Source organism: Actinomyces sp. B33 (genome assembly GCF_028437565.1).
GTDB lineage: Bacteria > Actinomycetota > Actinomycetes > Actinomycetales > Actinomycetaceae > Pauljensenia.
Genome location: NZ_JAMRYR010000002.1, coordinates 93,340 through 119,134 on the forward strand (window position 1 = coordinate 93,340; position 25,795 = coordinate 119,134).

24 protein-coding genes are annotated in these 25,795 nt (G+C 74.1%); 13 read left to right on the top strand and 11 right to left on the bottom strand.

Annotation, left to right across the window (positions count from 1 at the left end; all coding sequences use genetic code 11):
• Positions 1 to 92 precede the first annotated feature (92 nt).
• The 6 genes from mtrA to secA all read left to right on the top strand — a co-directional run bounded on the left by mtrA (position 93) and on the right by secA (position 8,914).
• Complete coding sequence (gene mtrA / locus M3T53_RS02915; RefSeq protein ID WP_272432959.1) at positions 93 to 773, top strand: MtrAB system response regulator MtrA; 681 nt, start codon at positions 93 to 95, stop codon at positions 771 to 773.
• Positions 754 to 2,391, top strand: coding sequence for an MtrAB system histidine kinase MtrB (gene mtrB, locus M3T53_RS02920; protein WP_272432960.1), 1,638 nt, complete (start codon positions 754 to 756; stop codon positions 2,389 to 2,391). Before mtrA ends, mtrB begins: the two co-directional genes overlap by 20 nt.
• Positions 2,391 to 4,061 (top strand): LpqB family beta-propeller domain-containing protein, encoded by a 1,671-nt coding sequence (locus M3T53_RS02925; RefSeq protein ID WP_272432961.1) that lies wholly within the window; start codon positions 2,391 to 2,393, stop codon positions 4,059 to 4,061. Before mtrB ends, M3T53_RS02925 begins: the two co-directional genes overlap by 1 nt.
• 136 nt (positions 4,062 to 4,197) lie before the next feature.
• Complete coding sequence (locus M3T53_RS02930) at positions 4,198 to 4,878, top strand: ComF family protein (RefSeq protein WP_272432962.1); 681 nt, start codon at positions 4,198 to 4,200, stop codon at positions 4,876 to 4,878.
• Between the two features lie 321 nt (positions 4,879 to 5,199).
• Entirely contained in the window at positions 5,200 to 5,844 is a 645-nt protein-coding gene (gene hpf, locus M3T53_RS02935; RefSeq protein WP_272432963.1) for a ribosome hibernation-promoting factor, HPF/YfiA family, read from the top strand.
• 235 nt (positions 5,845 to 6,079) lie between these two features.
• Positions 6,080 to 8,914 (top strand): preprotein translocase subunit SecA, encoded by a 2,835-nt coding sequence (gene secA, locus M3T53_RS02940; RefSeq protein WP_272432964.1) that lies wholly within the window; start codon positions 6,080 to 6,082, stop codon positions 8,912 to 8,914.
• 7 nt (positions 8,915 to 8,921) lie between these two features.
• Here the strand turns inward: secA and M3T53_RS02945 are convergent, their stop codons facing one another.
• Both M3T53_RS02945 and M3T53_RS02950 read right to left on the bottom strand, forming a co-directional pair.
• The gene (locus tag M3T53_RS02945) at positions 8,922 to 9,419 is read right to left on the bottom strand and encodes an Rv3235 family protein (protein WP_272432965.1); all 498 of its coding nucleotides are present in this window, start codon (positions 9,417 to 9,419) and stop codon (positions 8,922 to 8,924) included.
• Complete coding sequence (locus tag M3T53_RS02950; protein ID WP_272432966.1) at positions 9,416 to 10,165, bottom strand: LysM peptidoglycan-binding domain-containing protein; 750 nt, start codon at positions 10,163 to 10,165, stop codon at positions 9,416 to 9,418. Before M3T53_RS02950 ends, M3T53_RS02945 begins: the two co-directional genes overlap by 4 nt.
• Positions 10,166 to 10,278: 113 nt before the next feature.
• Here M3T53_RS02950 and M3T53_RS02955 point away from each other — a divergent pair, with 113 nt between their 5' ends.
• Positions 10,279 to 10,842 carry a hypothetical protein gene (locus M3T53_RS02955; RefSeq protein WP_272432967.1) on the top strand — a complete coding sequence of 188 codons (564 nt, stop codon included), beginning with the start codon at positions 10,279 to 10,281 and terminating at the stop codon, positions 10,840 to 10,842.
• On the opposite strand, the gene M3T53_RS02960 is transcribed toward M3T53_RS02955, so the two are convergent.
• The gene (locus M3T53_RS02960) at positions 10,837 to 11,052 is read right to left on the bottom strand and encodes a helix-turn-helix domain-containing protein (protein WP_272432968.1); all 216 of its coding nucleotides are present in this window, start codon (positions 11,050 to 11,052) and stop codon (positions 10,837 to 10,839) included. The two genes, M3T53_RS02955 and M3T53_RS02960, sit on opposite strands and share 6 nt — an antisense overlap.
• 162 nt (positions 11,053 to 11,214) lie before the next feature.
• Between M3T53_RS02960 and M3T53_RS02965 the strand changes: the two genes are divergently transcribed.
• Genes M3T53_RS02965 through M3T53_RS02975 form a run of 3 tightly spaced genes read left to right on the top strand, consistent with a single transcriptional unit; the run spans position 11,215 to position 13,658 of the window.
• Positions 11,215 to 11,844 (top strand): SAF domain-containing protein, encoded by a 630-nt coding sequence (locus M3T53_RS02965; protein WP_272432969.1) that lies wholly within the window; start codon positions 11,215 to 11,217, stop codon positions 11,842 to 11,844.
• Positions 11,841 to 13,148, top strand: coding sequence for an AAA family ATPase (locus M3T53_RS02970; RefSeq protein ID WP_272432970.1), 1,308 nt, complete (start codon positions 11,841 to 11,843; stop codon positions 13,146 to 13,148). Before M3T53_RS02965 ends, M3T53_RS02970 begins: the two co-directional genes overlap by 4 nt.
• Before the next feature lie 12 nt (positions 13,149 to 13,160).
• Positions 13,161 to 13,658: a DUF6912 family protein gene (locus M3T53_RS02975; protein WP_272432971.1), complete on the top strand. Its 498-nt coding sequence runs from the start codon at positions 13,161 to 13,163 to the stop codon at positions 13,656 to 13,658.
• Between the two features lie 4 nt (positions 13,659 to 13,662).
• Here the strand turns inward: M3T53_RS02975 and M3T53_RS02980 are convergent, their stop codons facing one another.
• The 6 genes from M3T53_RS02980 to M3T53_RS03005 form a co-directional block, all read right to left on the bottom strand.
• The gene (locus M3T53_RS02980) at positions 13,663 to 16,827 is read right to left on the bottom strand and encodes an AAA family ATPase (RefSeq protein ID WP_272432972.1); all 3,165 of its coding nucleotides are present in this window, start codon (positions 16,825 to 16,827) and stop codon (positions 13,663 to 13,665) included.
• A complete protein-coding gene (locus tag M3T53_RS02985) occupies positions 16,824 to 18,032 on the bottom strand; it encodes an exonuclease SbcCD subunit D (RefSeq protein ID WP_272432973.1) in 1,209 nt (402 codons plus the stop codon). Before M3T53_RS02985 ends, M3T53_RS02980 begins: the two co-directional genes overlap by 4 nt.
• Positions 18,033 to 18,456: 424 nt before the next feature.
• The gene (hisN, locus tag M3T53_RS02990) at positions 18,457 to 19,254 is read right to left on the bottom strand and encodes a histidinol-phosphatase (protein ID WP_272432974.1); all 798 of its coding nucleotides are present in this window, start codon (positions 19,252 to 19,254) and stop codon (positions 18,457 to 18,459) included.
• A 99-nt stretch (positions 19,255 to 19,353) separates the two neighbouring features.
• Positions 19,354 to 20,436 carry a ribosome small subunit-dependent GTPase A gene (gene rsgA, locus M3T53_RS02995; protein ID WP_272432975.1) on the bottom strand — a complete coding sequence of 361 codons (1,083 nt, stop codon included), beginning with the start codon at positions 20,434 to 20,436 and terminating at the stop codon, positions 19,354 to 19,356.
• On the bottom strand, positions 20,433 to 21,728 hold the full coding sequence (gene aroA / locus M3T53_RS03000; RefSeq protein ID WP_272432976.1) for a 3-phosphoshikimate 1-carboxyvinyltransferase: 1,296 nt from the start codon (positions 21,726 to 21,728) through the stop codon (positions 20,433 to 20,435). The genes rsgA and aroA overlap by 4 nt, the downstream gene beginning before the upstream one ends.
• Positions 21,725 to 22,240 (bottom strand): DoxX family membrane protein, encoded by a 516-nt coding sequence (locus tag M3T53_RS03005; protein WP_272432977.1) that lies wholly within the window; start codon positions 22,238 to 22,240, stop codon positions 21,725 to 21,727. The genes aroA and M3T53_RS03005 overlap by 4 nt, the downstream gene beginning before the upstream one ends.
• 222 nt (positions 22,241 to 22,462) lie before the next feature.
• Here M3T53_RS03005 and M3T53_RS03010 point away from each other — a divergent pair, with 222 nt between their 5' ends.
• From M3T53_RS03010 to M3T53_RS09860, 3 genes are all read left to right on the top strand, one after another.
• The gene (locus M3T53_RS03010; protein ID WP_272432978.1) at positions 22,463 to 23,101 is read left to right on the top strand and encodes a sigma-70 family RNA polymerase sigma factor; all 639 of its coding nucleotides are present in this window, start codon (positions 22,463 to 22,465) and stop codon (positions 23,099 to 23,101) included.
• On the top strand, positions 23,088 to 23,405 hold the full coding sequence (locus M3T53_RS03015) for an anti-sigma factor family protein (protein WP_334540208.1): 318 nt from the start codon (positions 23,088 to 23,090) through the stop codon (positions 23,403 to 23,405). The genes M3T53_RS03010 and M3T53_RS03015 overlap by 14 nt, the downstream gene beginning before the upstream one ends.
• Positions 23,406 to 23,494: 89 nt before the next feature.
• On the top strand, positions 23,495 to 23,569 hold the full coding sequence (locus M3T53_RS09860) for a 50S ribosomal protein bL37 (RefSeq protein WP_370465157.1): 75 nt from the start codon (positions 23,495 to 23,497) through the stop codon (positions 23,567 to 23,569).
• Positions 23,570 to 23,691: 122 nt separating this feature from the next.
• Here the strand turns inward: M3T53_RS09860 and M3T53_RS03020 are convergent, their stop codons facing one another.
• Together M3T53_RS03020 and M3T53_RS03025 are read right to left on the bottom strand one after the other, a co-directional pair.
• Positions 23,692 to 24,384, bottom strand: coding sequence for a response regulator (locus M3T53_RS03020; RefSeq protein WP_272432979.1), 693 nt, complete (start codon positions 24,382 to 24,384; stop codon positions 23,692 to 23,694).
• Positions 24,381 to 25,670 carry a sensor histidine kinase gene (locus M3T53_RS03025; protein WP_272432980.1) on the bottom strand — a complete coding sequence of 430 codons (1,290 nt, stop codon included), beginning with the start codon at positions 25,668 to 25,670 and terminating at the stop codon, positions 24,381 to 24,383. Before M3T53_RS03025 ends, M3T53_RS03020 begins: the two co-directional genes overlap by 4 nt.
• Between the last annotated feature and the right edge of the window lie 125 nt (positions 25,671 to 25,795).

Below are 25,795 nucleotides of genomic sequence, written 5' to 3' on the forward strand. Positions count from 1 at the left end.
GGGGGCCGTCGACGAGCCCCCGACGGGCGTGTGGATCCACCGGGCCGCGCGAGTCGTGTGCATCCGGGGCCGACTCGTGACACGATCGTGACATGAATGCGCGCATCCTCGTCGTCGACGACGACGTCGCCCTGGCAGAGATGATCGGGATCGTCCTGGAGACCGAGGGGTACGCGGTCTCGACCTGCTCCGATGGGGCCCACGCGGTTGAGGAGTTCCGCTCCCTGGCGCCCGACCTCGTCCTCCTCGACCTCATGCTGCCCGGACTCGACGGGATCGAGGTGTGCCGCCGGATCCGGCGCGAGTCCGACGTGCCCGTCGTCATGCTCACCGCCCGATCGGACACCAGCGACGTCGTCGCCGGGCTCGAGGCCGGCGCCGACGACTACGTCCCCAAGCCGTTCAAGCCCAAGGAGCTCGTCGCCCGCGTCCGCGCCCGGCTGCGCGGGCGCGAGGACTCCGGCGAGGAGCGGATCGCGCTCGGCGACCTCGTCATCGACGTCCCCGGGCACGTCGTCAGCCGGGAAGGCACACCCATCCCCCTGACCCCCCTCGAGTTCGACCTCCTCGTCGCCCTGGGGCGCGCCCCGTGGAAGGTGTTCAGCCGCGAGGAGCTCCTGGAGAAAGTGTGGGGCTACCGGCACGCCGCCGACACGCGCCTCGTCAACGTCCACGTCCAGCGGCTGCGCTCGAAGATCGAGCACGACCCGGAGAAGCCCGAGCTCGTCGTCACCGTCCGCGGAGTCGGCTACCGTGCCGGAACCGCGTCCTGACTCCCCCCCGGGCCCCCTCGACCGCCTGCGCGATCGGATCGCGTCGAGCAGGCTGTGGCGGTCCGCCGCCTCCTCCCGCCCGGCTCGGGCCGTCCGGTCCTCGCTGTCGGTGAGGGCCGCGATCCTCGTCGGCCTCGTCCTCGTCGTCCTCGGCACCGTCTTCGCCCTCCTCTCCTCCTCCCTCCTGCGCTCCTCGGTCTTCGAGTCCCGGCGCGAGCAGATCCTCGACGACGCGTCCGTGCGCTTCTCCGCCGCCCAGTCCCTCTTCGACCAATCGACCGCGACGACGACCGACCAGGTGCAGGAGGCTGCCCGGCAGACCGTCTCGTCGATCCGCTCGTCCGCCGCCGGCGCCGGCGCCGTCTCCGTCGTCCTCCTGCGCTCGCAGGACCCCACCGCCAGCCTGCGGATCAACCAGATCGTCGACCAGGCGATGGACGGGGTCGTCTCCGACGAGATGCGCCGAGCCGTCGTCGGATCGGGCGGCGCCCAATGGCAGTCCATCGCCATCCCCGCGTCCGCGGGCTCGTCGGCGACCGAGCCGGGGATCCTCGTCGGCATGCAGGTCCGCCTCCCCAGGGCCGGCGCCCACGAGCTCTACATCGTCTACTCGCTGGCCTCCGACCAGTCCCAGGTCGACACGATCCTCTCCGTCCTCGCGATCGCCGCGATCCCCGTCGCCATCGGGCTGCCCGTCGGGGTCTCCTGGATGCTCTTCCGGCTCCTCGCCCCCGTCCGCCGGACCGCGTCCGCCGCCCAGGAGATCTCCGCAGGCGATCTGTCCGCCCGGGTCCCCGCCGACGGGTCCGACGAGATGGCCCACCTGTCGCGCGCCTTCAACGACATGGCCGCCTCCCTTCAGTCGAAGATCAACGAGTACGACGAGCTCTCCCAGCTCCAGCAGCGCTTCGTCTCCGACGTCTCCCACGAACTGCGCACCCCCCTGACGACGATCCGCATGGCCGACTCGGTGATCTGGGACAACCGCGACAGCCTCGACGGCGGCGCCAAGCGCTCGGCCGAGCTCCTCCACGAGCAGACCGAGCGCATGGAGTCCATGCTCGCCGACCTCCTGGAGATCTCCCGCTACGACGCCCGCTCGGCCCTCCTCGACCCGGAGGTCACCGACCTGCGGCCCCTCGTCGCCAAGGTCGTCGACGCCCACGTCGACCTCGCCGAGCGCAACCGGGTCCCCGTGCGCGTCCGCGCCCCTCGCGAGCGCTGCGCCGCCGAGATCGACGCCAGGCGCATCGAACGGGTCCTGCGCAACCTCCTCGTCAACGCCGTCGAGCACGCCGACTCCACGCCCGTCGACATCGACCTGGGAGTCGGCCCGACCTCCGTCGCCGTGCGCGTGCGCGACCACGGGGTCGGCATGACCCCCGAGGTCGCCGCCCGCGTCTTCGACCGCTTCTACCGCGCCGACACCTCCCGGGTGAGGACCACCGGCGGCACCGGGCTCGGACTGGCCATCGCCACCGAGGACGTCGCCCTCCACGGGGGGACCCTCGCCGTCAGGGGGGAGCCCGGCCGGGGGGCCTCCTTCCTCATGACGCTGCCGCGCGTCGCCGGGGCCCCCATCGAGGAACAGCCCCTGGGCCTGTGGGAGGAGGACTGATGCGCCGGAGCGTCCGCCTCGTCGCCGCCCTGGCCGGCGTTGCCCTCCTCCTCGCCGGGTGCACCGCCCTGCCCCAGGCCTCGGCCCCCCAGCCCTTCGACGTGTCCGTCCCCGACGCGGCCCCCATCCAGCTGTCCGCGGACGGCCCCGCCGCCGGAGCGGACGCGACGACCCTCGTGCGCGACTTCCTCCTGGCCTGCGCGGCCGGCGCCACCGACGACTTCGCGACCGCCCGCCTCTTCCTCACCGCCGCCTCGGCGCAGACCTGGGACCCCCAGGAGCAGATCGTCGTCTACGACGCCGACTCCTCGCCGAGGATCGCCGAGACCGGGGTCCCCTCGCCGGACTCCTCGTCGGTGTCCGTCACCGTCCCCGCCCTGGCCAGCGTCGACGCCCGCGGCGTCATGTCGCTCGCGCCGCGCTCGTCGGTCGACCAGGCCTTCGACCTCGTCAGGGAGGGCGGCGAATGGAGGATCGACGCGCCCCCGGACGGACTGCTCATCCCGCGGGCCTCCTTCACGTCGACCTACGAGCTGGCGAACCTGTGGTTCCCCGCGACCACCGGCGACGCCCTCGTCGCCGACCCCCGGTGGTACCCCGCGCGCCGACTCGCCGGCCACCTCCTCGCCGGGCTCGTCGACGGGCCCCGCGAGGCCCTCGATGGGGGAGTGGTCAACGCGATCCCCGGGGGGGCGACGATCCCCTCCCAGGGAGTCGAGACCGTCGACCGCACCGCGCGCGTCGTCCTCAACGCCTCCGCCCCCGCCGACGAGCCCTCGCGCCGGCTCCTCGCCTGGCAGATCGCCGAGACCCTCACCCAGGCCCCGTCCGTGACCTCCGTCGACCTGCGGGTCGGCGGCGAGCAGATCAGCACCGAGGACCTTCCCGAGCCCCCCGCCTACGACCTCGACGCCCGCGTCGTCCTCACCGATGACGGGATCGGCGTCCTCTCCGGCGCCGCCGTCTCCCCCCTGCCGATCGACACCCCGCCTCCGCCGACCGCGACCTCGCCGGCCCTGTCCCCCGTCGGCCGCGACCTCGTCGCGTGGAACGAGGACGACACCCTCGTCATCACCCGCATCGCCGACGGGCCCGACGCCGTCCGCGAGGTCCCCGGGATCCCCGCCTCCTCGGCGGCCTCCATCGATCGATTCGGATGGGTGTGGGCCGTCGGGGAGTCCGGCATCGTCGCCGCCTCGCCCGAGTCCGAGCCGCTCCCGGTCCCCTCCGAGGGCGGCGTCGACCCCCGGCTGGTGCGCATCTCCCCGGATGGGGCGCGCGCCCTCGTCGTCACCGGCGGAGCAGATCAGTCGGCGCTGCTCGTCGCCACCGTCGAGCGGGACGCCTCCGGCAGGCCGGTCGCCCTGACCTCGATGGAGGAGGCGGCCCCGCCGCTCGGCACGACGATCGACGCGTCGTGGGCCGGCGGGGACGTCATCGTCGTCGCCTCCCGTCGGGTCGGCGAGCAGGCCGAGCAGACGATCACGTCGATCGACCTGGGCGGGCTCGCGTCGTCGTCCCCCCTGCCCTCGGAGGCCGTGTCGTTGAGCGCGGGCGCGGGCCCCGGAGCCCCGTGCATGACGACCTCCGAGGGGCGCGGCGCCTGCCGATCGGGCGCCCTGTGGCAGGTCCTCGCCCCCGCCGTGAGGGCCGTGCGCCACGCCGGCTGAGCGCCGCGAGGACCCCGGCGGCGCCGGCCCGGAGGAGGCGCCGGGCGGACCGCGCCCCGGGAACTCTCAGGAGCCCGGTCCACAGGAGTCCGTCGGCGGATGGCGGACGCGGGGCGGCCCCGCGCACACTCGCCCCATGAGTGGTGGCGCGCTGACCGCGCTCGCGGACGCCCTGTGGCCGGTGCAGTGCGCCGGCTGCGGCGCGTGGGACCAGAGGCTGTGCCCGCAGTGCATCGGGGCGTGCGGCCGGGCCGTCGGAGCCGGGGACGTCGACGGGGTGCCGCTCGTGGCCCTGGGCCCCTACGACGGGGCGCTGCGCGGCATCGTCCTGGCCGTGAAGCACGCCGAGCGCTTCGACCCCGGGCCCGTCCTCGACCGGGCCGGCGGGGCGCTCGGCGCCGCCGTGGCCGACGGCCTGCGCGAATCGGGGGCGGCGGACGGGGCGCCGGAGGTCTGGGTGGTGCCCGCGCCGTCGAGCTGGGCGCGCCGCCTGCTCGGACGACCCGTCGTCCCCCGGCTGGCTCGGGCCGTGGGCCGGGCACTGGCCGATGCGGCGGGAGGGCCGCGGTCTTTCGGCCCCGCGCGGGTGAGGGTCGTCGACGCCCTCGTCCTGCGCCCCGGGGCTCGCTCCCAGTCCGGACGCGGCTCGGCGGACCGCAGGGGAGGCCGCGAGGGCGCGATGGCGGCGCTCGTCGTCCCTCCGGCCGGCGTCCCCGTCGTCCTCGTCGACGACGTCGTCACCACCGGCGCCACCGCCCGGGAGATGATCCGCCTCATGCCCGCCGCCGTATCGATGGCCGCGATGGCCCGGGCCTAGAGCCGCTCGCCCGGCGGGGCGCACGCGCACGACGGCGAACGGCGGCCCCGGGAGGACGCGGCCGCCGGGCACGATCGGCGATCCGCAGGCCTCCGCGGACACGGGGACGCCTCCGGCGCCCGAGGCCGGGCCCCGTTCGGAACCCCTGCCGACCAGGCCGATCTCGACTATGCTATGGGTCACACAAGACGGGACGCGGGTCACGACCGATCCGGACGCCCGCTCGGCAGGAGGTGATAGCCCAGAGCACGGTCCGGGGCGATGAGGCGCCGGACGACCACTACCGCGGGCCAGCCCCGCCGACATCCTTGGAGGAACACCATGGACATCACCGTCGTCGCACGCAACGCCGAGATTCACCCGAATTTCCGCGAATACGTCGAAGAGAAGACCGCGAAGATCACTCAGTTCTACCCCCGCGCCCAACGCGTCGACGTGGAACTGACCCATGAGCGCAACCCCCGTCAGGCCGACACCGCCGAGCGCATCGAGATCACCGTCTACGGCAAGGGGCCGATCATCCGGGCCGAAGCCGAGTCCGCCGACCGCTACGCCGCGGTCGACATCGCCGCCGGCAAGCTCTTCGAACGTCTGCGCCGCATGCACGACCGTGCCAAGGACCACCGCCGCCGCTACCCCCGCGACCTCGACGACCTCGAGATCGTCGAGCAGGTCGACGCCGCCCCCGAGGCCGCCGAGGAGGAGGCCCCGCCCCTGCGCTCGGCCGAGGACCTCAAAGTCGGCGAGGCCCGCGAGGAGCAGCTCGGGGACTCCCCGATCATCGTGCGCCAGAAGGTCCACGAGGCCCAGCCGATGACCGTCGACGAGGCCCTCGACCAGATGGAGATGGTCGGCCACCCGTTCTTCCTCTTCGTCGACAAGGAGACCCACCAGCCGTGCGTCGTCTACCACCGCCACGGCTGGACCTACGGCGTCCTGCGCCTCAACACGACGACCCGGGTCTGACCCGCGCCCTGCGGCCCGTCGGCGCCCCGGATCCCGCGCGGATCCGGGGCGCCGCCCGTCGACGAGGCGGCGAGCCCCGCAACCGCCCGATGCGGCATCGGGGGCGGCGCGACCGGGAGCCGTATGCGATGGGCGAACGGCCCCGGGGTCGAGACTCGGCGAGGAAATTCGTAGACTGTGCGGGTGCGCCTCAGCGCACCCGGGGATCCCCCCGGCCATGACGTCAGGAGCGCCCGTGTCACTGTTCGACAAGATCCTGCGTGCCGGCGAGGGCCGCACGCTCAAGAAGCTCGACAAGATCGCCTCCCAGGTCGACGCGCTCCAAGAGGACTTCGAAGCGCTCACCGACGAGGAGCTCCAGGCCAAGACCGCCGAGTTCAAGGCGCGACTGGCCGAGGGGGAAACCCTGGACGACCTCATGGTCGAGGCCTTCGCCACCGTTCGCGAGGCCTCGTGGCGCATCCTCCACATGCGACCCTTCCACGTCCAGGTCATGGGCGGCGCCGCCCTGCACCTGGGCAACATCGCCGAGATGAAGACCGGCGAGGGCAAGACCCTCGTCGCCACCATGCCCTCCTACCTGCGGGCCCTGACCGGCGACGGCGTCCACGTCGTCACCGTCAACGACTACCTCGCCAAGTACCAGTCCGACATCATGGCGCGCGTCTACAGCTTCCTCGGCCTGACGTGCGGCTGCGTCCTCGTCGGCCAGACCCCGGCCGAACGGCGCCTCCAGTACGCCGCCGACATCACCTACGGGACGAACAACGAGTTCGGCTTCGACTACCTGCGCGACAACATGGCCCAGCGCGTCGAGGACATGGTCCAGCGCGGCCACAACTTCGTCATCGTCGACGAGGTCGACTCGATCCTCATCGACGAGGCCCGCACCCCCCTGATCATCTCCGGCCCCGCCTCGGGGGACATCAACCGCTGGTACACCGAGTTCGCCCGGATCGCCCGGCTCCTCCAGCGCGACGTCGACTACGAGGTCGACGAGAAGAAGAAGACCGTCGGCGTCCTCGAGGACGGCATCGACAAGGTCGAGGACCAGCTCGGCGTCGAGAACCTCTACGAGGCGGCGAACACCCCCCTCATCGGCTTCCTCAACAACTCGATCAAGGCCAAGGAGCTCTTCCACCGCGACAAGGACTACATCGTCGACGCCGGCGAGGTCCTCATCGTCGACGAGCACACCGGTCGAGTCCTGCCCGGGCGCCGCTACAACGATGGCATGCACCAGGCCATCGAGGCCAAGGAGGGCGTCGAGATCAAGGCCGAGAACCAGACGCTCGCGACGATCACCCTCCAGAACTACTTCCGCCTCTACCCGGAGGGGTCGCGCTCGGGCATGACCGGCACCGCCGAGACCGAGGCCGCCGAATTCGCCTCCACCTACAAGATCGGCGTCATCCCCATCCCGACGAACCGCCCGATGATCCGCAAGGACCAGCCCGACCTCGTCTACCCGACCGAGGCCGGCAAGCTCCGGGCCATCGTCGACGACATCGCCGAGCGCCACGCCGCGGGCCAGCCCGTCCTCGTCGGCACGGCCTCCGTGGAGAAGTCCGAGCTGCTCAGCCGGATGCTCAAGGAGCGCCGCATCCCCCACCAGGTCCTCAACGCCAAGCAGCACGCCCGCGAGGCCGCGGTCGTCGCCATGGCGGGCCGCAAGGGCGCCGTCACCGTCGCCACGAACATGGCCGGGCGCGGCACCGACATCATGCTCGGCGGCAACTCCGAGTTCATCGCCCAGGCCACCCTCGCCTCCCAGGGGCTCGACCCGAAGGAGAACCCGGAGGAGTATCGCGCCGCGTGGCCGAAAGCCCTGGAGGAGGCCGACGCGGCCGTCGCCGCCGAGCGCGAGGAGGTCCGCGAACTCGGGGGCCTGTACGTCCTGGGGTCCGAGCGACACGAGTCCCGCCGCATCGACAACCAGCTCCGGGGCCGCTCGGGGCGCCAGGGCGACCCGGGCGAGTCCCGCTTCTACCTGTCGATGGAAGACGACCTCATGCGCCTGTTCAACTCCGGCATGGCCCAGCGCATCATGGCGTCGGGCGCCTACCCGGAGGACCTGCCGCTGGAGAACAAGATGGTCTCCAGGTCCATCGCCTCCGCCCAGCACCAGGTCGAGGGGCGCAACTTCGAGGTCCGCAAGAACGTCCTCAAGTACGACGACGTCATGACCGGCCAGCGCGAGCTGATCTACGACGAGCGCCGCCGCGTCCTGGAGGGGGAGGACCTCGAGTCGCAGATGAGGGTCTTCATGACGTCCCTCGTCACCGGCATCATCGACGAGAAGACCGCGGGTCTGAGCGCCCGGGAGTGGGATCTCGACGTCCTGTGGGACACGCTGCGCGGCTACTACCCGCCGTCGGTGACGGCCGACGAGGTGGCGGCCGAGCACGGTGGGCTGTCCTCCCTCGTGCGCGACGACCTGCTCACCGAGCTCATCGGCGACATCCACTCCGTCTACGCCGACACCGAGGAGCGCCTGAACGCCAATCCGCTGGCCCTGAGCCAGCTCGGCGAGGAGCCGATGCGCACCCTCGAGCGCCGCGTCGTCATCTCGACGGTCGACCGCCTGTGGCGCGAGCACCTCTACGAGATGGATTACCTCAAGGAGGGCATCGGCCTGCGGGCGATGGGCCAGCGCGACCCGCTCGTCGAGTACAAGGACGAGGGCGCCCAGATGTTCCAGGCGATGATGGAGCGCATCCGCGAGGAGTCCGTCCAGCAGGTGTTCTCCTACGCCAAGCAGTTCGAGCGAGCCTACGAGCAGGCGCTCGCCCAGGCCGAGCAGTCGCCTGCCCCGGCGCCCTCGGGGGCGCCCGAGTCCGACGCGGGCGGGCCGAGCGTCGAGGAGGTCGCGAATGCGCAGGCCGCCGCCGAGGCCAAGGCCGCCGCCCGCCAGAGCGTCGCCCGCGCGCGGTCCGTCATGGGAACGGTCGGGCAGGAGAAGGTGGCGACGCGTGTGAACTACTCGTCGGGCGAGTCCGAGGGGGCCCAGGCATCCTCGTCGGGCAATCGCGCGCAGCGCAGGGCTCAGGCGAAGAAGCGCAGGCGCTGAGATCCTCCTAGGTCAGTTCGAGGGCGGTGGTGATCCACCGCCCTCGGCTCTTCTCCATCCGCAGGGCGACGACATGGGGGCCGTCGGGGGCGCTGACGACGACCGCGGCCTCGACGACGCCGGGGCGGATCTCGCAGCTCCGCCAGGCGGTGGGACGGCACGAGCGCCGAGGAGCCGCCGGGTCGCGGGGGACCCGCAGGCGGGAGACGACCGTCAGCAGCGGGGGGACGAGCCATCGTTGCAATTGGGAGGTGGGGCGCATGCCGAGGACGGCCTCGACGATCGCCCGCGCCATCGCCGCGGCCCAGGGCCCCGGTTCGGGCAGGGTGGGAACGACCGACTGGGGGGCGGCGGAGGCGAGCCAGGTGCGCGTCTTCGAGACGGTTTTGATGCTGGCGTCGGTGTCGAGGTCCCAGCGCAGGCACCGTCGTTCGCGCGCGGGCGGGCGGTGGTGCCCGCTGCGGGGCGCGTGACGGGGGACTGCTGGGGCGAGGAGGGCGGTCATCGGAGCTCCTGGGGGACGACGAGGGTCGTGCCGGGGTGGATGAGCGACGGGTCGGCGCCGATGGTCTCGGCGTTGGCGCGGTGGAGGATCGGCCAGGCGCCGGCGATGCGCTCGTCGGAGGCCCCTGCGGGCAGGAGGTCGGCGCAGAGGGACCACAGCGTGTCCCCGGGGCGGACGAGGACCGTTGGCGCGGACGCCTCCTCCGCCTCCTCGCCGCTGCGGGGCGGTCGTGACGGGGCCTCCTCCGGCTCGCGTTCGAAGGGGGAGCCGAGGCCGAGGTCCGGCGCGCCGTGCGCGTGGGGCGCGAGCGCGCCCGGGATCGCGTCGACCCGGGCGACGGACGGGGGCTGCGGGGAGTCGGCGGGGGCGGACCATGCCCCCGTCACGCCGGCGCCCATCAGTCCCAGGCCGGCCATTGCCCCCGCGGAGGATCGCAGGACGACTCGGCGGGCGCCGCTCGTGCCGCAGGCGAGGACGAGGCGGGCGATGGCGGACGAGGCGGCGGCCGGGATCCTGGGGAGCAGGCAGATCCTGGCGACGAGGGACCACAGGAGGTTCCACGTCAGGAGCGCCCCGACCGCCGAGGCGACGAGGCAGGCCAGGGCGATCTGGGGCCGGGCGGGGGAGATCAGTGGGGCCGTCCCGATGACGAAGGCGACGAGGGGGATGAGGGCGGGGGCTCCGATGAGCCAGAGGGCCGCTTCGAGGCGGGGCGCGTCGAAGGATGCGGTGACGGGGGTGCTCATGGCGACTCCATTCGCTCTGATCGTATCGGTTCGTAGTGGATGAAGTCTGATAATACTTTTTTGAAGATGTCAAGTAGGTGCGGTTCGTTCCTGTTTATGCGACAGTGGGGCGTATGGACATGGACCTGTTCCTCGCCGACCTCGCCTCCCGCTTCGACGCCGGGCGGCGCGAGGAGATGGATGGGCTTGTCGGCGAGCTCGCGGACGCCGAGAGGGCCTCGGTCGATCTCGGCTCGCGCATCCGGGGAGGTCGGGGTGGGCCGCTGACGGTCGTCGTCCGCGGGGGCCGGAGCGTCAGAGGCCGAGTCCTCGACGCCGCGGACTCCTGGGTCCTCATCCGCGAGGACGCGGGGGACCGCCTGATCCCGGTCTCGGCGGTCTCGGCGGTATGGCCGCTGGCGACGGCGGCTCCCGGGGAGGGGGTGATCGCCAGGCGGCTGGGGATCGGGCACGTCCTGCGCGCCCTCGCCGACAGGCGCAGCCCCGTGGTCGTCGACCACGACGCCGGGCGCCATTGCGGGGTGATCTCAGCGGTCTACGCCGACCACCTGGAGATCGAGGCGTCCGTCGACGCCGGCTCCCTCGACAGCCGCGATCGGGATGCGCGGACCCTCATCGGGCTGACGCTGTCGGGGGTGCGGTGCATCGGCGTCGTACGGGACCGGTGGGGGTCATAGGCCGTTGACGGCCTCGGCCTGGCGCCGGCGGGCCGCGGCGTACTGATCCTGGATGTACTGCTCGAGAACGGATTCCTCCACCCGCCACACGCGCTTGCCGCCGACCTGGATCGCCGGCAGCTCGCCGGAGGACACGAGCGAGCGGGTCGCCGACATCGTCAGGTTGAGGGTCTCGGCGACGTCGGCCAGGGTGAGGAATCGAGGAGCCATGCCCCTATCATCTCACTTGTCCCGGGTTCCCGTCGGATCGTGCCGTCGGCTGTGGATCGTGCCGCTCGGCGCGCGCGGTCGGGCCGGGCGGTGACGAGTGGCATTCGGATCCGATTGTGGATAGCGCTCCGCTCCCGGATCGATCCGTGCATCATGGACCCCGTGAAACGCAGACCACGGCCCTTGAGAATCCCCGCGTCGACCCCCGTGTGGAGGGATCCCCGCCTGGTCGGGGGCCTGCTCCTCGTGGCCGTCTCGATCGGGCTGTGCACGTGGCTCGTCGCAGACGCCCGGTCGGGGGACGCCCTGTACATGACGACGCGGGCGGTCGCCCAGGGCAGCGTCCTCGACTCCTCGAACACCGTTGTCGTCGAGGCCCGCCCCGGCTCCGACGCCTACGTCGCCGAGGGGGCGCTGCCGCCCGGAGCGGTCGCCGCCCGGTCGATCGGGGCCGGGGAGCTCGTCGCCCGATCCGCCGTCTCCGAGGAGGCGGACGCCTCGATGCGGCGCCTCGTCGTCTCCGTCGCCGACGGCCTGCCCGGATCCGTCGAGGCCGGCGACCTCCTCGAACTGTGGTCCCTCCCCGGACGCGCGGCAGGGGGTGCCGGCACGGCCGGGTCGGAGCTCGTCGCCGCGGACGTCGCCCTCGTGGCCGTCGTCGACGACTCCTCCTCGGTGGGCCGCGGTCAGCCCCGCATCGAGATCCTCGTCGACGCCGGGTCGATCGGGCGGGTCCTCGACGCCGTCTCCGGGGCATCGGCCCTGGCGGCCGTCCCGGTGGGCGGCCGATGAGCGCGATCCACGGCGTCGTCGTCCTCCTGGGAGCCGAGGAGGAGGCCGACGTCATCCGCGCCCTCGCCGATCACCGCGACAGCCTCGACGTCGTCCGGCGCTGCGCCGATCTCGCGGAGATCCGCGCCGCCGCCCGCAGCCGGATCGCCGATCTGGCGGTCCTCGACGCGACCGACCCGGACCTCGACCCGCGCGTCGTCGAGGACCTCCACCGCCATGGGATGCGGGTGGTTCTCGTCGTCCCGGGGACGGCGTTCGAACGGGCCGACCGATGCGGCGCCGACGCGCGCGCCGCCGCAGGGGCGCCCGACCAGGTCGTCGAATCGCTTCTGGCGATCGTCAGGAGCGATGCCGGGCCGGCGTCGTCCATGCGGGAGCGGGGGGCGCACGAGGGTCTTCCCGCACCGCAGGACGACGACGCTCCGACGACGGACCCGTTCGACGAGGGCGGCACGATCGACGAGGAGCCGTCTCGGGAGCCGGGCCGTCTCATCGCCGTGTGGGGGACGTCCGGGGCCCCCGGGCGCTCGTCGATCGCCGTGGCGCTGGCCGACGCCCTGTCGCGTCACGGAGGGGCCCTCCTCGTCGACGCCGACACGTCCAATCCGTCGATCGCCCACATGCTCGGCCTCGACGTCGACCCCTCCGGGCTGTCTGCGCTGATCCGTCGAGCCTCGAGGGCCGGGGTCTCGGGCCGGGACGTCGGGGGCGTCGCCGTGAGCGCCGGGGAGGGGCTGGACGTCGTCACCGGATTGACGACTCCGCATCGATGGCGCGAGGCCGGGCCGGCGGGACTCGTCGACGTCCTCGACGCCGCGCGGACCGCCTCCCCCTGGGTCGTCGTCGACGTCGCCGCGGTCGGTCTCGACGCCGTGCCCGACGACCTGCGGCACCAGGGCTCGCGCGACGACCTGACGGCGGCGGTCCTGCGCCGCGCCACGGACGTCCTGTGCGTCGTGCGCGGTGACGCTGTGGGGATCCACCGTCTCGGCCACGTGCGCGCGTGGTGGTCGGACTACGGGTCGGGTGTCGACCTCAAGGTCGTCGTCAACAGGGTGTCGACGGCCGGAGCCGGGCCCCGCCCCCTCAATGCGATCCAGGCGGCGCTGCGCCCCCTGCTGGCCGGCAGCGCGGTGCGCGTCGTCCCGGAGGACCCCTCGGTCGTCCGGTCGTGCCTCGAAGCGGCCCCCGTCACCCGCTCGGCCCCCGGGTCCGACGCGGCGGCCGCCGTCGAGGAGATCGCCCGGGCGCTCGTCGAGGGGCTCGGATGGGATGCGCCGGCGCGCCGGCGCCATCCGGTGTGACACACTTTCCGCATGCGCCTCTACGTCCCCGTCGTCCAATCCGATCTGTCGGCCGAGCTCCCTCCCGCACGCGACGGGTGGGCGGCCGCTCCCGCGGCCGGGACCGATGCCGAGGGCGTCGAAGTCCTCGAGGACGACGCCCAGACCGAGGCGGCCCTGGCCTCCCTGCTCCTCCTGCGCGACGGGGGCCCCGGAGAGGCCCCCGTGCGGATGATCCTGGCGGTCGACGGGCCGGCGGTCCTTGGCGGCGCCGTCGAGGGCGTGGCCCGTGCGACGGTCGGCCCCTACCGGTGGGAGGACGTCGCCGCGATCCTCGTCGACGGGGACGAGGCCGCGGGCGAGGTGCGCCGGGTCCTGGGGGCCCAGGAGCAGGACGAGGCGGATGAGGCGGTCGCCGCCCTGTGGGATCACGCCCTCCAGTGGTACGACATCGAGGAGCGCCAGGAGCTGGCCGCCCGCCTGGCCGCGGGCGCGGCGGGTCCGGGCCGGGCCGATCGGTCCGGTCTCTGAGCGCTCAGGCCCGCACGGACAGGGTCGAGCCGCCGTCGGCCAGCGGACGGACGCGGACCTGATCGGGGATCTGCGCGGCCATCTCCTCGACGTGGCTGATGAGGCCGACCGTGCGCCCCGAGTCGCGCAGGTCGTGGAGCTGACCCATGACGAGGTGGAGGGTCTGCGAGTCCAGGGATCCGAAGCCCTCGTCGATGAAGACCGTCCGCAACTCGATGCCGCCGGCCTCCGCCGTGACGACGTCGGCGAGACCGAGGGCCAGCGCCAGCGACGTGTAGAAGGTCTCGCCGCCCGACAGGGTCTTCGTCAGACGCACGCTGTCGGTCTCGTGGTCGAGGACCGCGATTCCCAGTCCCGAGCGGTGGGAACGGGTGCCGTCGTCCGACGTCGGCACCAACTCGTAGCGCCCCGAGGAGATCTCGGCCAGGCGGGGGTTGGCGGCCGCCAGGACCTCTTCGAGGCGCGAGACGAGGACCCAGGCGCCCAGGGGCGTCTGCAGCAGGTTCTCCGGGCCGCTGGCCGAGGCGATCGCCGCCAGCCGCCGGATCGGACCGGCCTGCGAGCGCAGGCGGTCGAGATCGTCGCGCCGGGCCCGGAACCGGTTCGCGCCGTCCAGGAGGGAGGCCAGGCACTGGTCGAGGGCGCCGAGGCCGCGTTGGGCCTCGTCCCTGGTCCGTTCCGCGTCCCGCAGGCGCGCGGCCGAGGCCTCGACGTCGGGCTCCTCGACGCCGTCGACGGCGGTCAAACGGTCGGAGGCCAGGGCCGATCGGACGTCGCGCAGCTCCGCGTCGAATGCGGTGATCCCTTCGTCCAGGGCGTCGATCCGGTCCTGCGGCATCGTATGGGCGCGGACCTGCGCGATGCCCTCGTCGCCGGGTGGGAATCCGTTCTCGTCGAGGGCCTCGTCGCAGGCCACCCGCTCGGCGCGGACCTGCGCGAGGGCCCGCTCCCAGGAGTCGAGGGCCCCGGTCAGGGCGTTCACGGCGACGAGCTGACCGGCCCACCGGGCGTCGCTGGCGGCCAGGGAGTCGCCGTCCCCGCGGGCCGCGGCGACCCTCGCGCGGTCGGCGTCGAGGCCCCGCAGGTCCGAGCCCCGCTGGGCGCGCAGCCCCGCGAGCGAGGCCTCGGCCTCGGCGAGGGCGCGCCTGTGGGCGTCGAGCTCGGCTTCGGCGTCGCGGATCGTCTGCTCGACCTCGGGGATGGAGTCGGCGACGGCTTCGAGGACTCCGATCCTCTCGTCGAGGGAGGAGGCCTCGATCGCCAGCGAGGCGGAATCGGCTCCGGCCCGTTCGTTGAGGGCCGTGATCTGATCGATATCGCGCCGGTGCTCGGCCTTCGCCCGACGGAGCCGGTCCTCGGCCGCGGCTCGGGCCTCGTCGAGGGCGCGGACCTGATCCAGGGTGATCGACGCGTCGACGGAGGCGGCCGGGGACGGGTGCTCGGTCGCCCCGCAGACCGGGCAGGGGGACCCGTCGGCCAGGGAGGCGACGAGATCGGCGGCGGTCGATCGCAGCCACAGGTCGTGGGCGTCCTCTGCGGCGGCTCCGGCGACCCTGGCCTCGGCGACCGCCAGGGTGATGGCCTCGGCCCGGTCGGTCAGCCCCCGGCGGAGCAGATCCGCGCGGAGGGCCGCGTCGATCCGCTCGTCCAGTCGCTCGCGGTCGGCCCGCAGGCCGACGAGGCCGGCGGCATCCGCGCGCCGGAGCTCCAAGCCGCGGCGCGCCCGGTCGAGAGGACCGGGCAGGGCCTCCACCTGGGCGCGGTGGGTCGTGATCCTCGACTCGACGTTCGCGATCCGGGCGTCGAGGGCGTCGAGGGCGTCCTCACGGGCCTCCAGGCCCCGTTCGACCTCGAGGAGGTCCTCGATGCGGGTCCGGGCGGCTGCGGCGCCCGCCCCGACGCGCCGGGCGCGGTCGGCGAGAGAACGGGCCCCCTCGGGGTCCTCCGGCGCCTCGGGGGACTGTCCCAGGGCACTGATGAGCGCCGGATCGGCGCACGCGAGTTCGAGCCCGTGGCGCGCCGATCCCACTGACGCCGACGCCCGGTCGAGGGCCGCGACGGCCGCGCCCGCGGAGCGGGCCCTCGCCGCCAGGTCCAGGGCTCGGCGCTGCTCCCGGATGTCGTCAGCGCGCTCCATGAGGCGCTCGAGACGGTCCAGGGCCCGCCGGCGCTCGCCGATCGCTTCGACGACGTCCCGGTCGCGCGCGAGGGCCGCGCGCGCGACCTCGACCCGCTCGCCCGCACGGGACAGCATCCGATCGTGGGCGTCGCGCAGAGCTTCGACGCGGGCGACGCGGGAGTCGACGGCGGCCAAGGCCGGGGCGGCGTCCTCTCCCGTCGGGTCCGGGTCCTCGGCGCCGGACCGGGCCGCCGCGGGATCGGATCCCCCCGTCGACTCGGAGGAGGGAGGCTGCGCGCCTGCTGCCCGCGGGGCCTCGTCGACCGGGGAGCCCGGGGCCTCGACGGCGTCGACCGGGAAGGATTCCGGCACGGGGGAGTCCATCACCGAGCGGAAGGCGTCGACGGCGGCGCGCCGAGCCTCCTCGACGGAGGAGCCGGAGCGGCGCGCCTGGTCGACGAACCATTCCTGGACCCTGACGAACGCGTGGGTGCCGAAGACGTCGCGGAGGATCTCCTCGCGCTGGGAGGACGTCGCGGTGAGGAACTGGGAGAACTTCCCCTGGGGCAGGACGATCGTCTGGAGGAACTGATCCTGCTTGAGCCCGACGAGGTCGGTGACGGCCGGGCCGACCTGGTTGGGGCCCGAGGCGATTGCCTCGACCGTCCGGAAGCCCGACGGGTCGGAGGCATCCTCCGCGACGCGCGTGAGCGTCGCCTTCGCCTGGCGCCGCGTTTTGCGCCCCTCGGGCTGGAACGCGGGGATCCGGGACACCCGGTACAGGCCCCGGGGGACCTCGAAGACGAGGGCGGCCTCGCAGGGGGAGGAGTCGGTCAGGCGCGTCGAGCGCAGCCGGTCCTTCGATGCGTCGGCCCCGCGAGCGACGTCGCCGTACAGGGCGAAGGTGATCGCGTCGATGATCGTCGACTTGCCGGCGCCGGTGGGCCCCCGCAGGAGGAAGATCCCCGACTGGTCGAACGCCGTGAAGTCGATGGACTCGTGCCCGGTGAAGGGACCGATCCCGGTGATGTCGAGACGGTGGAGCCTCATGCGCGGGCCCCCGTTCGGATCGTCGTCCAGGCGTCCTGGACCACCGCCAGTTCGTCGTCGTCGAGTCCGCGTCCTCCGGTCGCCGCGAAGAAGTCCCGGGTCGTGGCCACCGGGTCCTGGGCGCGGACGATCCGGCGGGCGGCATCGGGGTCGGCCGCCGATCCGCGGTGCTGGACGACGAGGGCGCGGGGGTAGGCCCCGCGGATGCGGGGGACCATCCTTTCGGGGCGCGCGGGGTCGGTGACGGTCACCGAGTAGTAGGCCCCGGGGGCGTCGTCGGGGGCCTCGGCCAGGAGGGCCTCGATCGGGCCTTCGACGACCCGGACCGGGTGGAGGACGGGGATCTCCTCGACCGTCACGTCGACGCAGCCCGAGGGGCCGACGTCGACGAGCGTCACCGACTTGGCGGCGTCCGCCTCCGAGAACGAGTAGGCGAGGGGGGAGCCGCAGTAGCGCACGGGCACGCGGGCGCCGGGGACGTCCTGGGGGCGGTGGAGGTGGCCGGCGGCGACGTAGGACAGGCCCGGGCCGGCGCCCCCGTCGAGGTCGAAGAGGCCCGCCGGCGCGGAGGCGACGCCCCCGACCTGGATGTCGCGCTCGGAGTCCGACGGGGCGGCGCCGGTGAGGAACGCGTGGACCATCGCGATCGCCGGGCGCAGGTCCCCGTGGGCTCGGCGCTCGGCCAGATCCGCGCCGATTCTGCGGCATGCGGCCCCCAGGACGGCCTCATGCGATCGGCCCAGGGGCGCGGGGGCGTCCGACCCGGGGACGGGGTCGAGATCCGACAGGAGGTAGCGCACGGCGTCGGGCTCCAGATAGGGGACGGGGTAGACGAGTACGCCGAGGCCGTCGGCGCCCGTCAGCTCGATGGGCGAGCCGATGGACGCCGGATCGGTGACGATCCGCACCTCGTCGCGCAGGAACCCCGAGAGCGCGCCGAGGCGCACCGGCCCGTCGTGGTTGCCCGAGGTCGCGACGACCGGGGCCAAGCGGGTCAGGCGGGCGAGGGCCGAGTCGAGGCGGGCGACGGCGTCGAGAGGGGGGACGGAGCGGTCGTACAGGTCCCCGCTGATGAGGATCGCGTCGACGCCGCGCGCCTCGACGAGGCCGACGAGCCAGTCGAGGAACGCGTCGACGTCGTCGCCCAGGTCGGCCCCGTGGAGGGTCCGCCCCAGGTGCCAGTCGGAGGTATGGAGGATCCGCATGCCACCAGTGTGCCCGACCCCGCCGGCGTCTGCGTCCGGCGGATCGTCGCCCCTCCGATCGTCATCGCGACGACCGCGGCCCTCGGCCAGTCGATCCGGGCGACGGTCGTGGTCGAGCCGCTGGCGACGGCCTCGGGGATCGGGGGCGCGCTGCGGCGCCCCGGGCGCTCATTGAATGGGCTCACCGGAGGAGCCACCAGCCCTCTCCCCAAGCCCATGAGGCGGCGATCTCGACATCGGAGCCACCGCATTCGGGGCGGCGCTCCTCCCCGGACCAGCGAGCCGGGGCTCTCGCACGCTGTGACGAGGGGAGGAGGGGAGGGCCCCTCCTCAGGCTCGCGGGGCGGAGACGGGACGAGGCGGGCCCGGCGCGATCGCCGCTCGCCCCATCGGCGGCAGAAGGGACACCCGCCTCGGCGTCGGATCAGTCCTCGGGCCAGTCGAGGGCGGCGAGGACCTCGTCATGGATGCGCCCGTTCGTCGCCAGGGCATGCCCGCCCCACGGGCCGTCCCGCCCGGTCAACGACGTGAACCGGCCGCCGGCCTCGGTGACGATCGGGACGAGGGCGGCCATGTCGTAGAGCTCGAGCTCGGGCTCGCAGGCCGCGTCGACAGCGCCCTCGGCGACGAGCATGTAGCTCCAGAAGTCGCCGAACGCCCGGGTCCTCCAGAAGCGCGACTGCATCATGAGGAACTGCGACCCCCGGTCGGCGTGGAGCCACCCGTCGAGGGAGGAGTAGGACAAAGAGGCGTCCTCCACCCGCTCGACGGCCGAGACCCCCAGCCTCTTGCCGGTGAACAGGGACGTCCCCGACCACGCGCCCTGCCCCTTGGCCGCCCACCAGCGGCGCTTGAGGGCCGGGGCCGAGACGACGCCGACGACGACCTCGCCCTCGTCGACGAGGGCGATGAGCGTCGCCCACACGGGCACGCCCCGCACGTAGTTCTTCGTCCCGTCGATCGGGTCGATGATCCACTGGCGCGACGACGATCCCGTCGACCCGCGCTCCTCGCCGAGGACGCCGTCGCGCGAGCGCGTGTGGGACAACTGGGAGCGGATCGCGTCCTCGGCGGCGCGATCGGCGTCGGTCACGGGCGTCAGGTCCGGCTTCGCCTCGACGGCGAGGTCGGCGGCACCGAAGCGCGAGAGGGTGATCCGGTCCGCCTGGTCCGCCAGGATGTGGGCGAGGCGCAGGTCGTCGTTGTAAGGGGTGTCGGCCATGACCCCACAGTATCGCGCCGAGGCGCCCGATCCGGTGCGCGCGGGCGCGGCTCGGCGGGGCTCAGGGCCGAGCGGGCCCCTCCCGGCTCGGACCCGGGGTCATCGCGCCGCCTTCGAGGCCGCCTCGGCCGTCGCCACCGCGTCGAGGAGGCGGCGCACCGACGCCGCCCGCGCGCCCCGGCGCTCCCGCTCCGGTTCGTCGACCGCCTCGAAGGGCGGATCCCCGGCCCGCCAGGCGTCCAGGGCGCACCTGGCCTCGTCGGCCGCGTGGGTGCACAGGGGCAGGCACCACGTCGCCGCCTCGGCCACGTCCGGGAAGACGCCGAGGACGTCGTCGACGCCGACGTGGCCCAACCCGAAGGACCGGACCCCCGGCGTGTCGACGATCCAGCCGCCGCCGGGCAGCTCGAACGCCTGCGACGACGTCGACGTGTGACGCCCCCGCCCCGTCACCTCGTTGACGCGGCCGACCGCGCGGTCCGCGCCGGGCACGAGCGCGTTGATGAGCGTCGACTTGCCGACCCCCGAATGACCGACGAGGACCGAGAAGCGGCCGGCCAGGAGGCCGCGTACCTCGTCCAGGCCGGGGGAGTCGCCGCCCGGACCCGCCTCCCTGTCGGCGCCCAGACCCGTGACGACGACCCGGACGTCGAAATCGCGGTAGGCGTCGACCAGGGCGGCTGGATCCGCCAGATCCGCCTTCGTCAGGCACAGGACGGGCTCGAGGCCCGCTTCGTAGGCGGCGACGAGGCACCGGTCGATCATCCCGGTGCGCGGCGGGGGATCGGCCAGGGCGACGACGATGCACATGACCTCGGCGTTGGCGACGATCGCCTTCTCCCCCCGCTGATCGGGGGCGTCCTCCAGGGACCGGCGCAGCACGCGGGTCCGCTCCTCGACGGCGACGACGCGGGCGAGGGTGTCGACCCTGCCGCTCAGGTCCCCGGTGACGCGCACGAGGTCGCCCATGATGATCGATCCGCGGCCGAGCTCCCGGGCGCGAACCGCCTGGACACGCGTCCCGTCGTCGAGGAGCACCCGGTAGCGGCCCCGGTCGATGCCGACGACCCGGCCCAGGGGCTCGGAGGACCAGTCCGGCCGGTTCTTCGTCCGCGGGCGCGAGGATCTCCCGGCGCGCACGCGCACGCGCGGGTCGTCGGTCCCGGTGTCGCGCCCCATCAACGGTCATCCCCCCGGCCGAGCATGGCCCCCCACATCCGGGCGAATCCGGGCAGGGTCTTGGCGGTCGTCCCGATGTCCTCGACGAGGACGCCGGGCACGACCAGTCCGATGATCGCGGCGAATGTCGCCATCCGGTGGTCGGCGTACGTGCGGACGGCGGTGCCGCGCATCGGGGCGGGCCGGATGACGAGGCCGTCGTCGAGCTCCTCGGCGCCCGCGCCGAGTCGGCGGAGCTCGGCGACGAGGGCGGCGAGTCGGTCGGTCTCGTGACCGCGCAGGTGGGCGATGCCCGTCAGGCGCGACGGGGAGGAGGCCAGGGCGAGGACGGCGGCGAGGGTCGGGGCGAGCTCGCCCGCGTCGGATAGGTCGACGTCGAGGCCGGGGTAGGAGCCGGCCCCCGGGCCGCGCACGACGAGGCCGCGGCCCGTGAGGTCCAGGCGGGCGCCGAGGCGCGGCAGGAGGTCGCGCCAGGCGTCGCCGGCCTGGGTGGTGCGCCCGGGCCAGCGGGGGATCGTCACGGTCCCGCCGCACACGACGGTGGCGGCGAGGAAGGGGCCGGCGTTCGACAGGTCGGGCTCGATGTCCCAGGAGCCGCCCGCGGGGCGGCCGGGGCGCACCCGCCAGGCGCTCGACCGGGCCCCGGGGACGGGGTCGATGCCGACGCCCCGGGCGCGCAGCGCCTCGACCGTCATCTCGACGTGCGGGGCGGAGACGAGGGGGCCGGCCGCGCGGATCTCGACCTCGCGGCCCAAGAGGGGGGCGACGAGGAGGAGGGAGGAGAGGAACTGGGAGGAGGCGGAGGCGTCGACGACGACGGGCCCGGGCGGGGCGGCGAGCGGCCCGCGGATCGTCAGGGGGAGGAAACCGGGCTCGCCCTCGAAGTCGATGGACGCCCCCAGCGACTCGAGGACGTCGAGGAGGGACGCCAGGGGCCGCACGCGCGCGCCCTCGTCCCCGTCGAAGCGCACGGGCTCGGGCCCCAGGGCCGCCAGCGGCGGCAGGAAGCGCATGACGGTGCCCGCCAGGCCGCAATCGATGGAGGCGGCCTGCGCGGGCAGCGGCATCGGGCGGACGCGGAGCTCGTCGCCGTCGTCCCGCACGTCCGCGCCGAGGCTGCGCAGGGCGTCGCGCAGCAGGTCGGTGTCGCGCGCTCTCAGGGCCCCGCGGATCACCGACGGGGAGTCGGCGACGGCGGCGAGGTACAGGGCGCGGGCGGTCTGCGACTTCGATCCGGGGACGTCGACGACGGCGTCGAGGGGGGCGCCGACGGGCGCCTCCCACAGCCCCCTCACGCGAGGACGGAGGAGTCGGTGTAGCGGGCGCGCTCCTTCTGCCGGGCGGCGGCCAGGCGGCTGCGCTCGTCCCGCCAGGCGGCCAGCCGCCACGCGGCGGAGGGACGACCCTCCCGGTCCATCGACGCGATCGCGAGCCCCCCGACGAGGCCGAGGCGGGCGATGAGCCCATTCGTGCGGTCGCGGCGCTGGACACGGGTGCCGCCCTCCCATACGGGGTTGTTGACGAGGGCCATGGGCACGGCGACGGCGGTGAGGACGGCGGCGGCCGCGCGCGGGGCCTTGCCGAGGGCGAAGCAAGCCCCGGCGCAGGCGGTGACACCGCCGAGGGCCCGGGTCGCCAGGCGGAGCTGCTCGTCGGTGACCGTCCGGTCGGGCAGGGCGCGGGCGAGCAGGGGGCGGATCGGCTCGGCGCGCTCGACGTGCTCGTCGGGATCGCGCAGGGCCGAGACCCCGTCGACGATGAAGGGGGCGGCGAGCATGGGGCGGGCGAGGGCGCGGAGGATGTTCATGCCCCCATTGTCGACTGTCGTCCTCGTCTTCGCCAGCGTTCGGCGCCGAGAGCGCCTCCGTTCCGGCACGACCGGGGGAATGGACGGCGCCGGACGGGCGTTGATACCCGTATGACGCCACTCATGCCAGCGCACCCCGGCATCGGCGGACGACCGCGGACGCGCCGGTCGAGGAGGGGCCCCGGGGCCCACCGCGGACCGCGGGCGCTACAGTGGTCGCCGATGAAACGACACGCGACCGACTCCGGCGGCCCGCTCGCGACTGCGGCCGCCCCCGCCGACCAGAGCGGCCCCGACCGCGAGGAGCGCTTCGCCGCCGAGGCCCTGCCCCTCCTCGACCAGCTCTTCGGCGCGGCCCTGGGCATGACCCGCAACCGGGCCGACGCCGAGGACCTTCTCCAGGAGACCTACCTCAAGGCCTACGCGAAGTTCGACCAGTACCGGCCCGGGACGAACATCAAGGCGTGGCTCTACCGGATCCTGACGAACACGTACATCACCCAGTACCGCAAGGCCCAGCGCTCCCCCAAGCGGGCGGCGACGGACGCGATCGAGGACTGGCAGCTCGCCGAGGCGGCCTCCCACGACTCGCGCGGGCTCGTCTCCGCCGAGGTCGAGGCCCTCGACGCGATGCCCTCCCCGGATCTGCGCCGTGCCCTGGACGCCCTGTCGGAGGAGCACCGCATGGTCGTCCTCATGGCCGACGTCGAGGGCCTGGCCTACCGGCAGATCGCCGACATCCTCGGCATCCCCATCGGCACGGTGATGTCGAGGCTGCACCGGGCGCGCAAGGCCCTGCGCGCGACCCTGGCCGGGCTCGCCGCGGACTACGGAATCGGAGGGCACGATGGCGATCAATGAGGCGATGACGTGCGAGGAGTTCGAATCCCTCCTCTACGCCCTCGTCGACTGCGAGGAGTGCGAGGAGGTCCGCGCCCTCGTCGACGCCGGGGGCGTCGACGGGCCGTCTGCCACGGTCCGCGAGGCGATGCTCCGCCATATCGAGCGGTGCCCGCACTGCGCGGACGCGCTGGAGGCCGAACGGCGGGTGCGCTCCCTCCTGCGCCGCTGCTACGGGGAGCCCGCGCCCGACGGGCTGCGCGAACGCATCGTCGAGACGATCACGCGCGTCTCGGTGAGGACGACCCTGCGGGTGATCGAGTGATCTTCGACGCCCGCGAGGGGCGCTCGTGGACGCGGCGGCGCGCGTATGCGAGACTAGCGAGGTTGAATCCGACCGATGAGGAGGCCGACATGTCGAAGAGGGGCCGCAAGCGCCGCGACCGTCGTAAGAACGGCGCGAACCACGGCAAGCGTCCGAACGCCTGAGCCGAGACGAGCCGCGCAGGACCCGGTGACCGCGTCACCGGGTCCTCGCCTGTTCTCCGGGCTTGTCGCGGGACCGGCCGAGGGGGCCGTCGCCAGCCGGTGACGGGGCGCCCGCCGGCCGCTCAGACTCCCCGCGCGAGGACCGAGTCGAGGTCGGCGACGCCGGTGCGCAGGGCGTACAGGACGAGTTGGACGCGGTCGCGCGCCCCCGTCTTGACGAGCAGGTGCGACACGTGGGTCTTGATCGTCGGCATCGACACCCACAGCTGGTCGCACATCTCCTGGTTCGTCAGCCCCTGGGCGATGAGACCGAGGACCTCCAGCTCCCGGTCGGTCAGGTCGGGGGAGACGGGGTCGCGCCCGGCCTCCCGGTTCCGGGCGCCCTGCGGGGCCGGGGCCTCGCGCATCGCCCGGATCAGGCGGCGCGTCGGCCCCGGGGAGATCACCGAGTCCCCGGAGGCCACGGTGCGGATCGCGTCGACGAGGGCGGTCGGCGGCGTGTTCTTCAGGAGGAAGCCGGAGGCCCCCGCCTCGATGGCCCCGAGGACGTAGCCGTCGGTGTCGAAGGTCGTCAGGATGACGATCCTGCCGGGCAGGCCCCGGGAGACGAGACGCCGCGTCGCCTCCAGCCCATCGCACACGGGCATCTGGACGTCGAGGAGGACGACGTCGACGGGGGACAGGGCCGCGGAGTCGACGGCCTCGTGCCCGTCGCGGGCCTGCCAGACGACCTCCATGCCCTCCTGGGCGTCGAGGAGCATCGCCAGCCCCGCGGCGAACAGGGGCTCGTCATCGGCCATGCCGATGCGGATCATCGTCCCGCCCCCTCGGCGCCGGGGCGACGGGCCGGCAGGTGGGCCCGCACGAGCCACCGCCCGTCGGGCCCGGGGGCGGATCGGCACTCGCCCCCCACGGCCTCGGCGCGCTCGCGCATCGTCCGCAGCCCCGCCCCGACCCGCCCGGGGCTCGCGTCGTCGTCGGACCGGGGCCCGGGGGCGGAGGAGACCGTCAGATCGAGCCCGTCGGCGTCCACCCGCAGGTCGACGAGGACGGGGCCGGCGCCATGGCGCACGGCGTTGGTCAGCGCCTCGTGGCAGATCCCCGAGGCCGCCGCGTCGACGGCTGCGGGGACGGCGGCCTCGGCGTCGACGCGCAGGCGCACGTCGACGCCCGCCGAGCGGACCCGGTCGACGAGGGCGACGAGCCCGGCCGCCCCCGCTCGCGCGGGAGGATGCGCGCCGGATCCGGTCTGGCCGTCCCGGTGCGCGGGCGCGGAGTCCACGCCGGCGGTCGCCGAGGGGACGGGGGAGTCCTCGCGCAGCACGTCGACGAGGCGCCGCACGTCGTCGACGCCCACCCGGCTCAGCTCCCCGATGGTCGCCAGGGCGCCGTCGGCACGCGCCGGATCGGCGGCGAGCACCGCCCGGGCCCCCTCGGCCTGCATCCCGATGACCGCCAAGGAGTGCCCGAGGACGTCGTGGACGTCGCGGGCGATTCGCTGGCGCTCCTCGGCGACCGCGAGCCTGCGCCGGTCCTCCGCGTGCGCCGCGATCTCCTCGGCGCGTGCCACCGCCTGCTCGACCCGGTCGCGGGACCTGCGCCGATTGAGCCCCCACAGGTAGGCGGCGCCGATGAGGGACCACGCGGCGGCGAGGACGAGGAACAGGCGCGTCCACAGCGCCACCTCGTCGGAGAACAGCGGGGAGACCCGCAGCACCGTCGCCGCCGATCCGACGGCCATCACCGCCAGCAGCGCCCACGACCAGGGGCGGCCGATCCTCGATCCGATGGTCTCGGCGGCGACGAGGCACACGCCGACCGCCAGGAGAGACAAGGACTCGAAGACGACGAGGTGGGCGGCCAGCGCCGCCTCGACGACGACGACGCACACCAGCGGCAGGCGCGTGCGCACCGCGATCGCCGCGCAGCACACGAGGGTGAACCCCCAGAAGAAGGGGACGACCGCGTCCGGGCCGATCGCGGCGGCGAGGACGGAGCCGTCGGGGGTGAAGGCGTGCGGGTTCATCGCGGTGACGACGCCGAGGAGTCCGGCGGTCACGAGGTCGGCGGTGCGCAGGCGGGGCAGTCGGGGCAGTGGCACGGGCCCCACGCTAGCCGCATCCGGCTCCCTCCTCGTCATCCCCCGGTATGAGGAAGCGCCGAACGACGTTCGCAGGATCAGCCCGTCGTCCGATGCCCGCGGGCGCCGCACGGCGTTGGATCGAG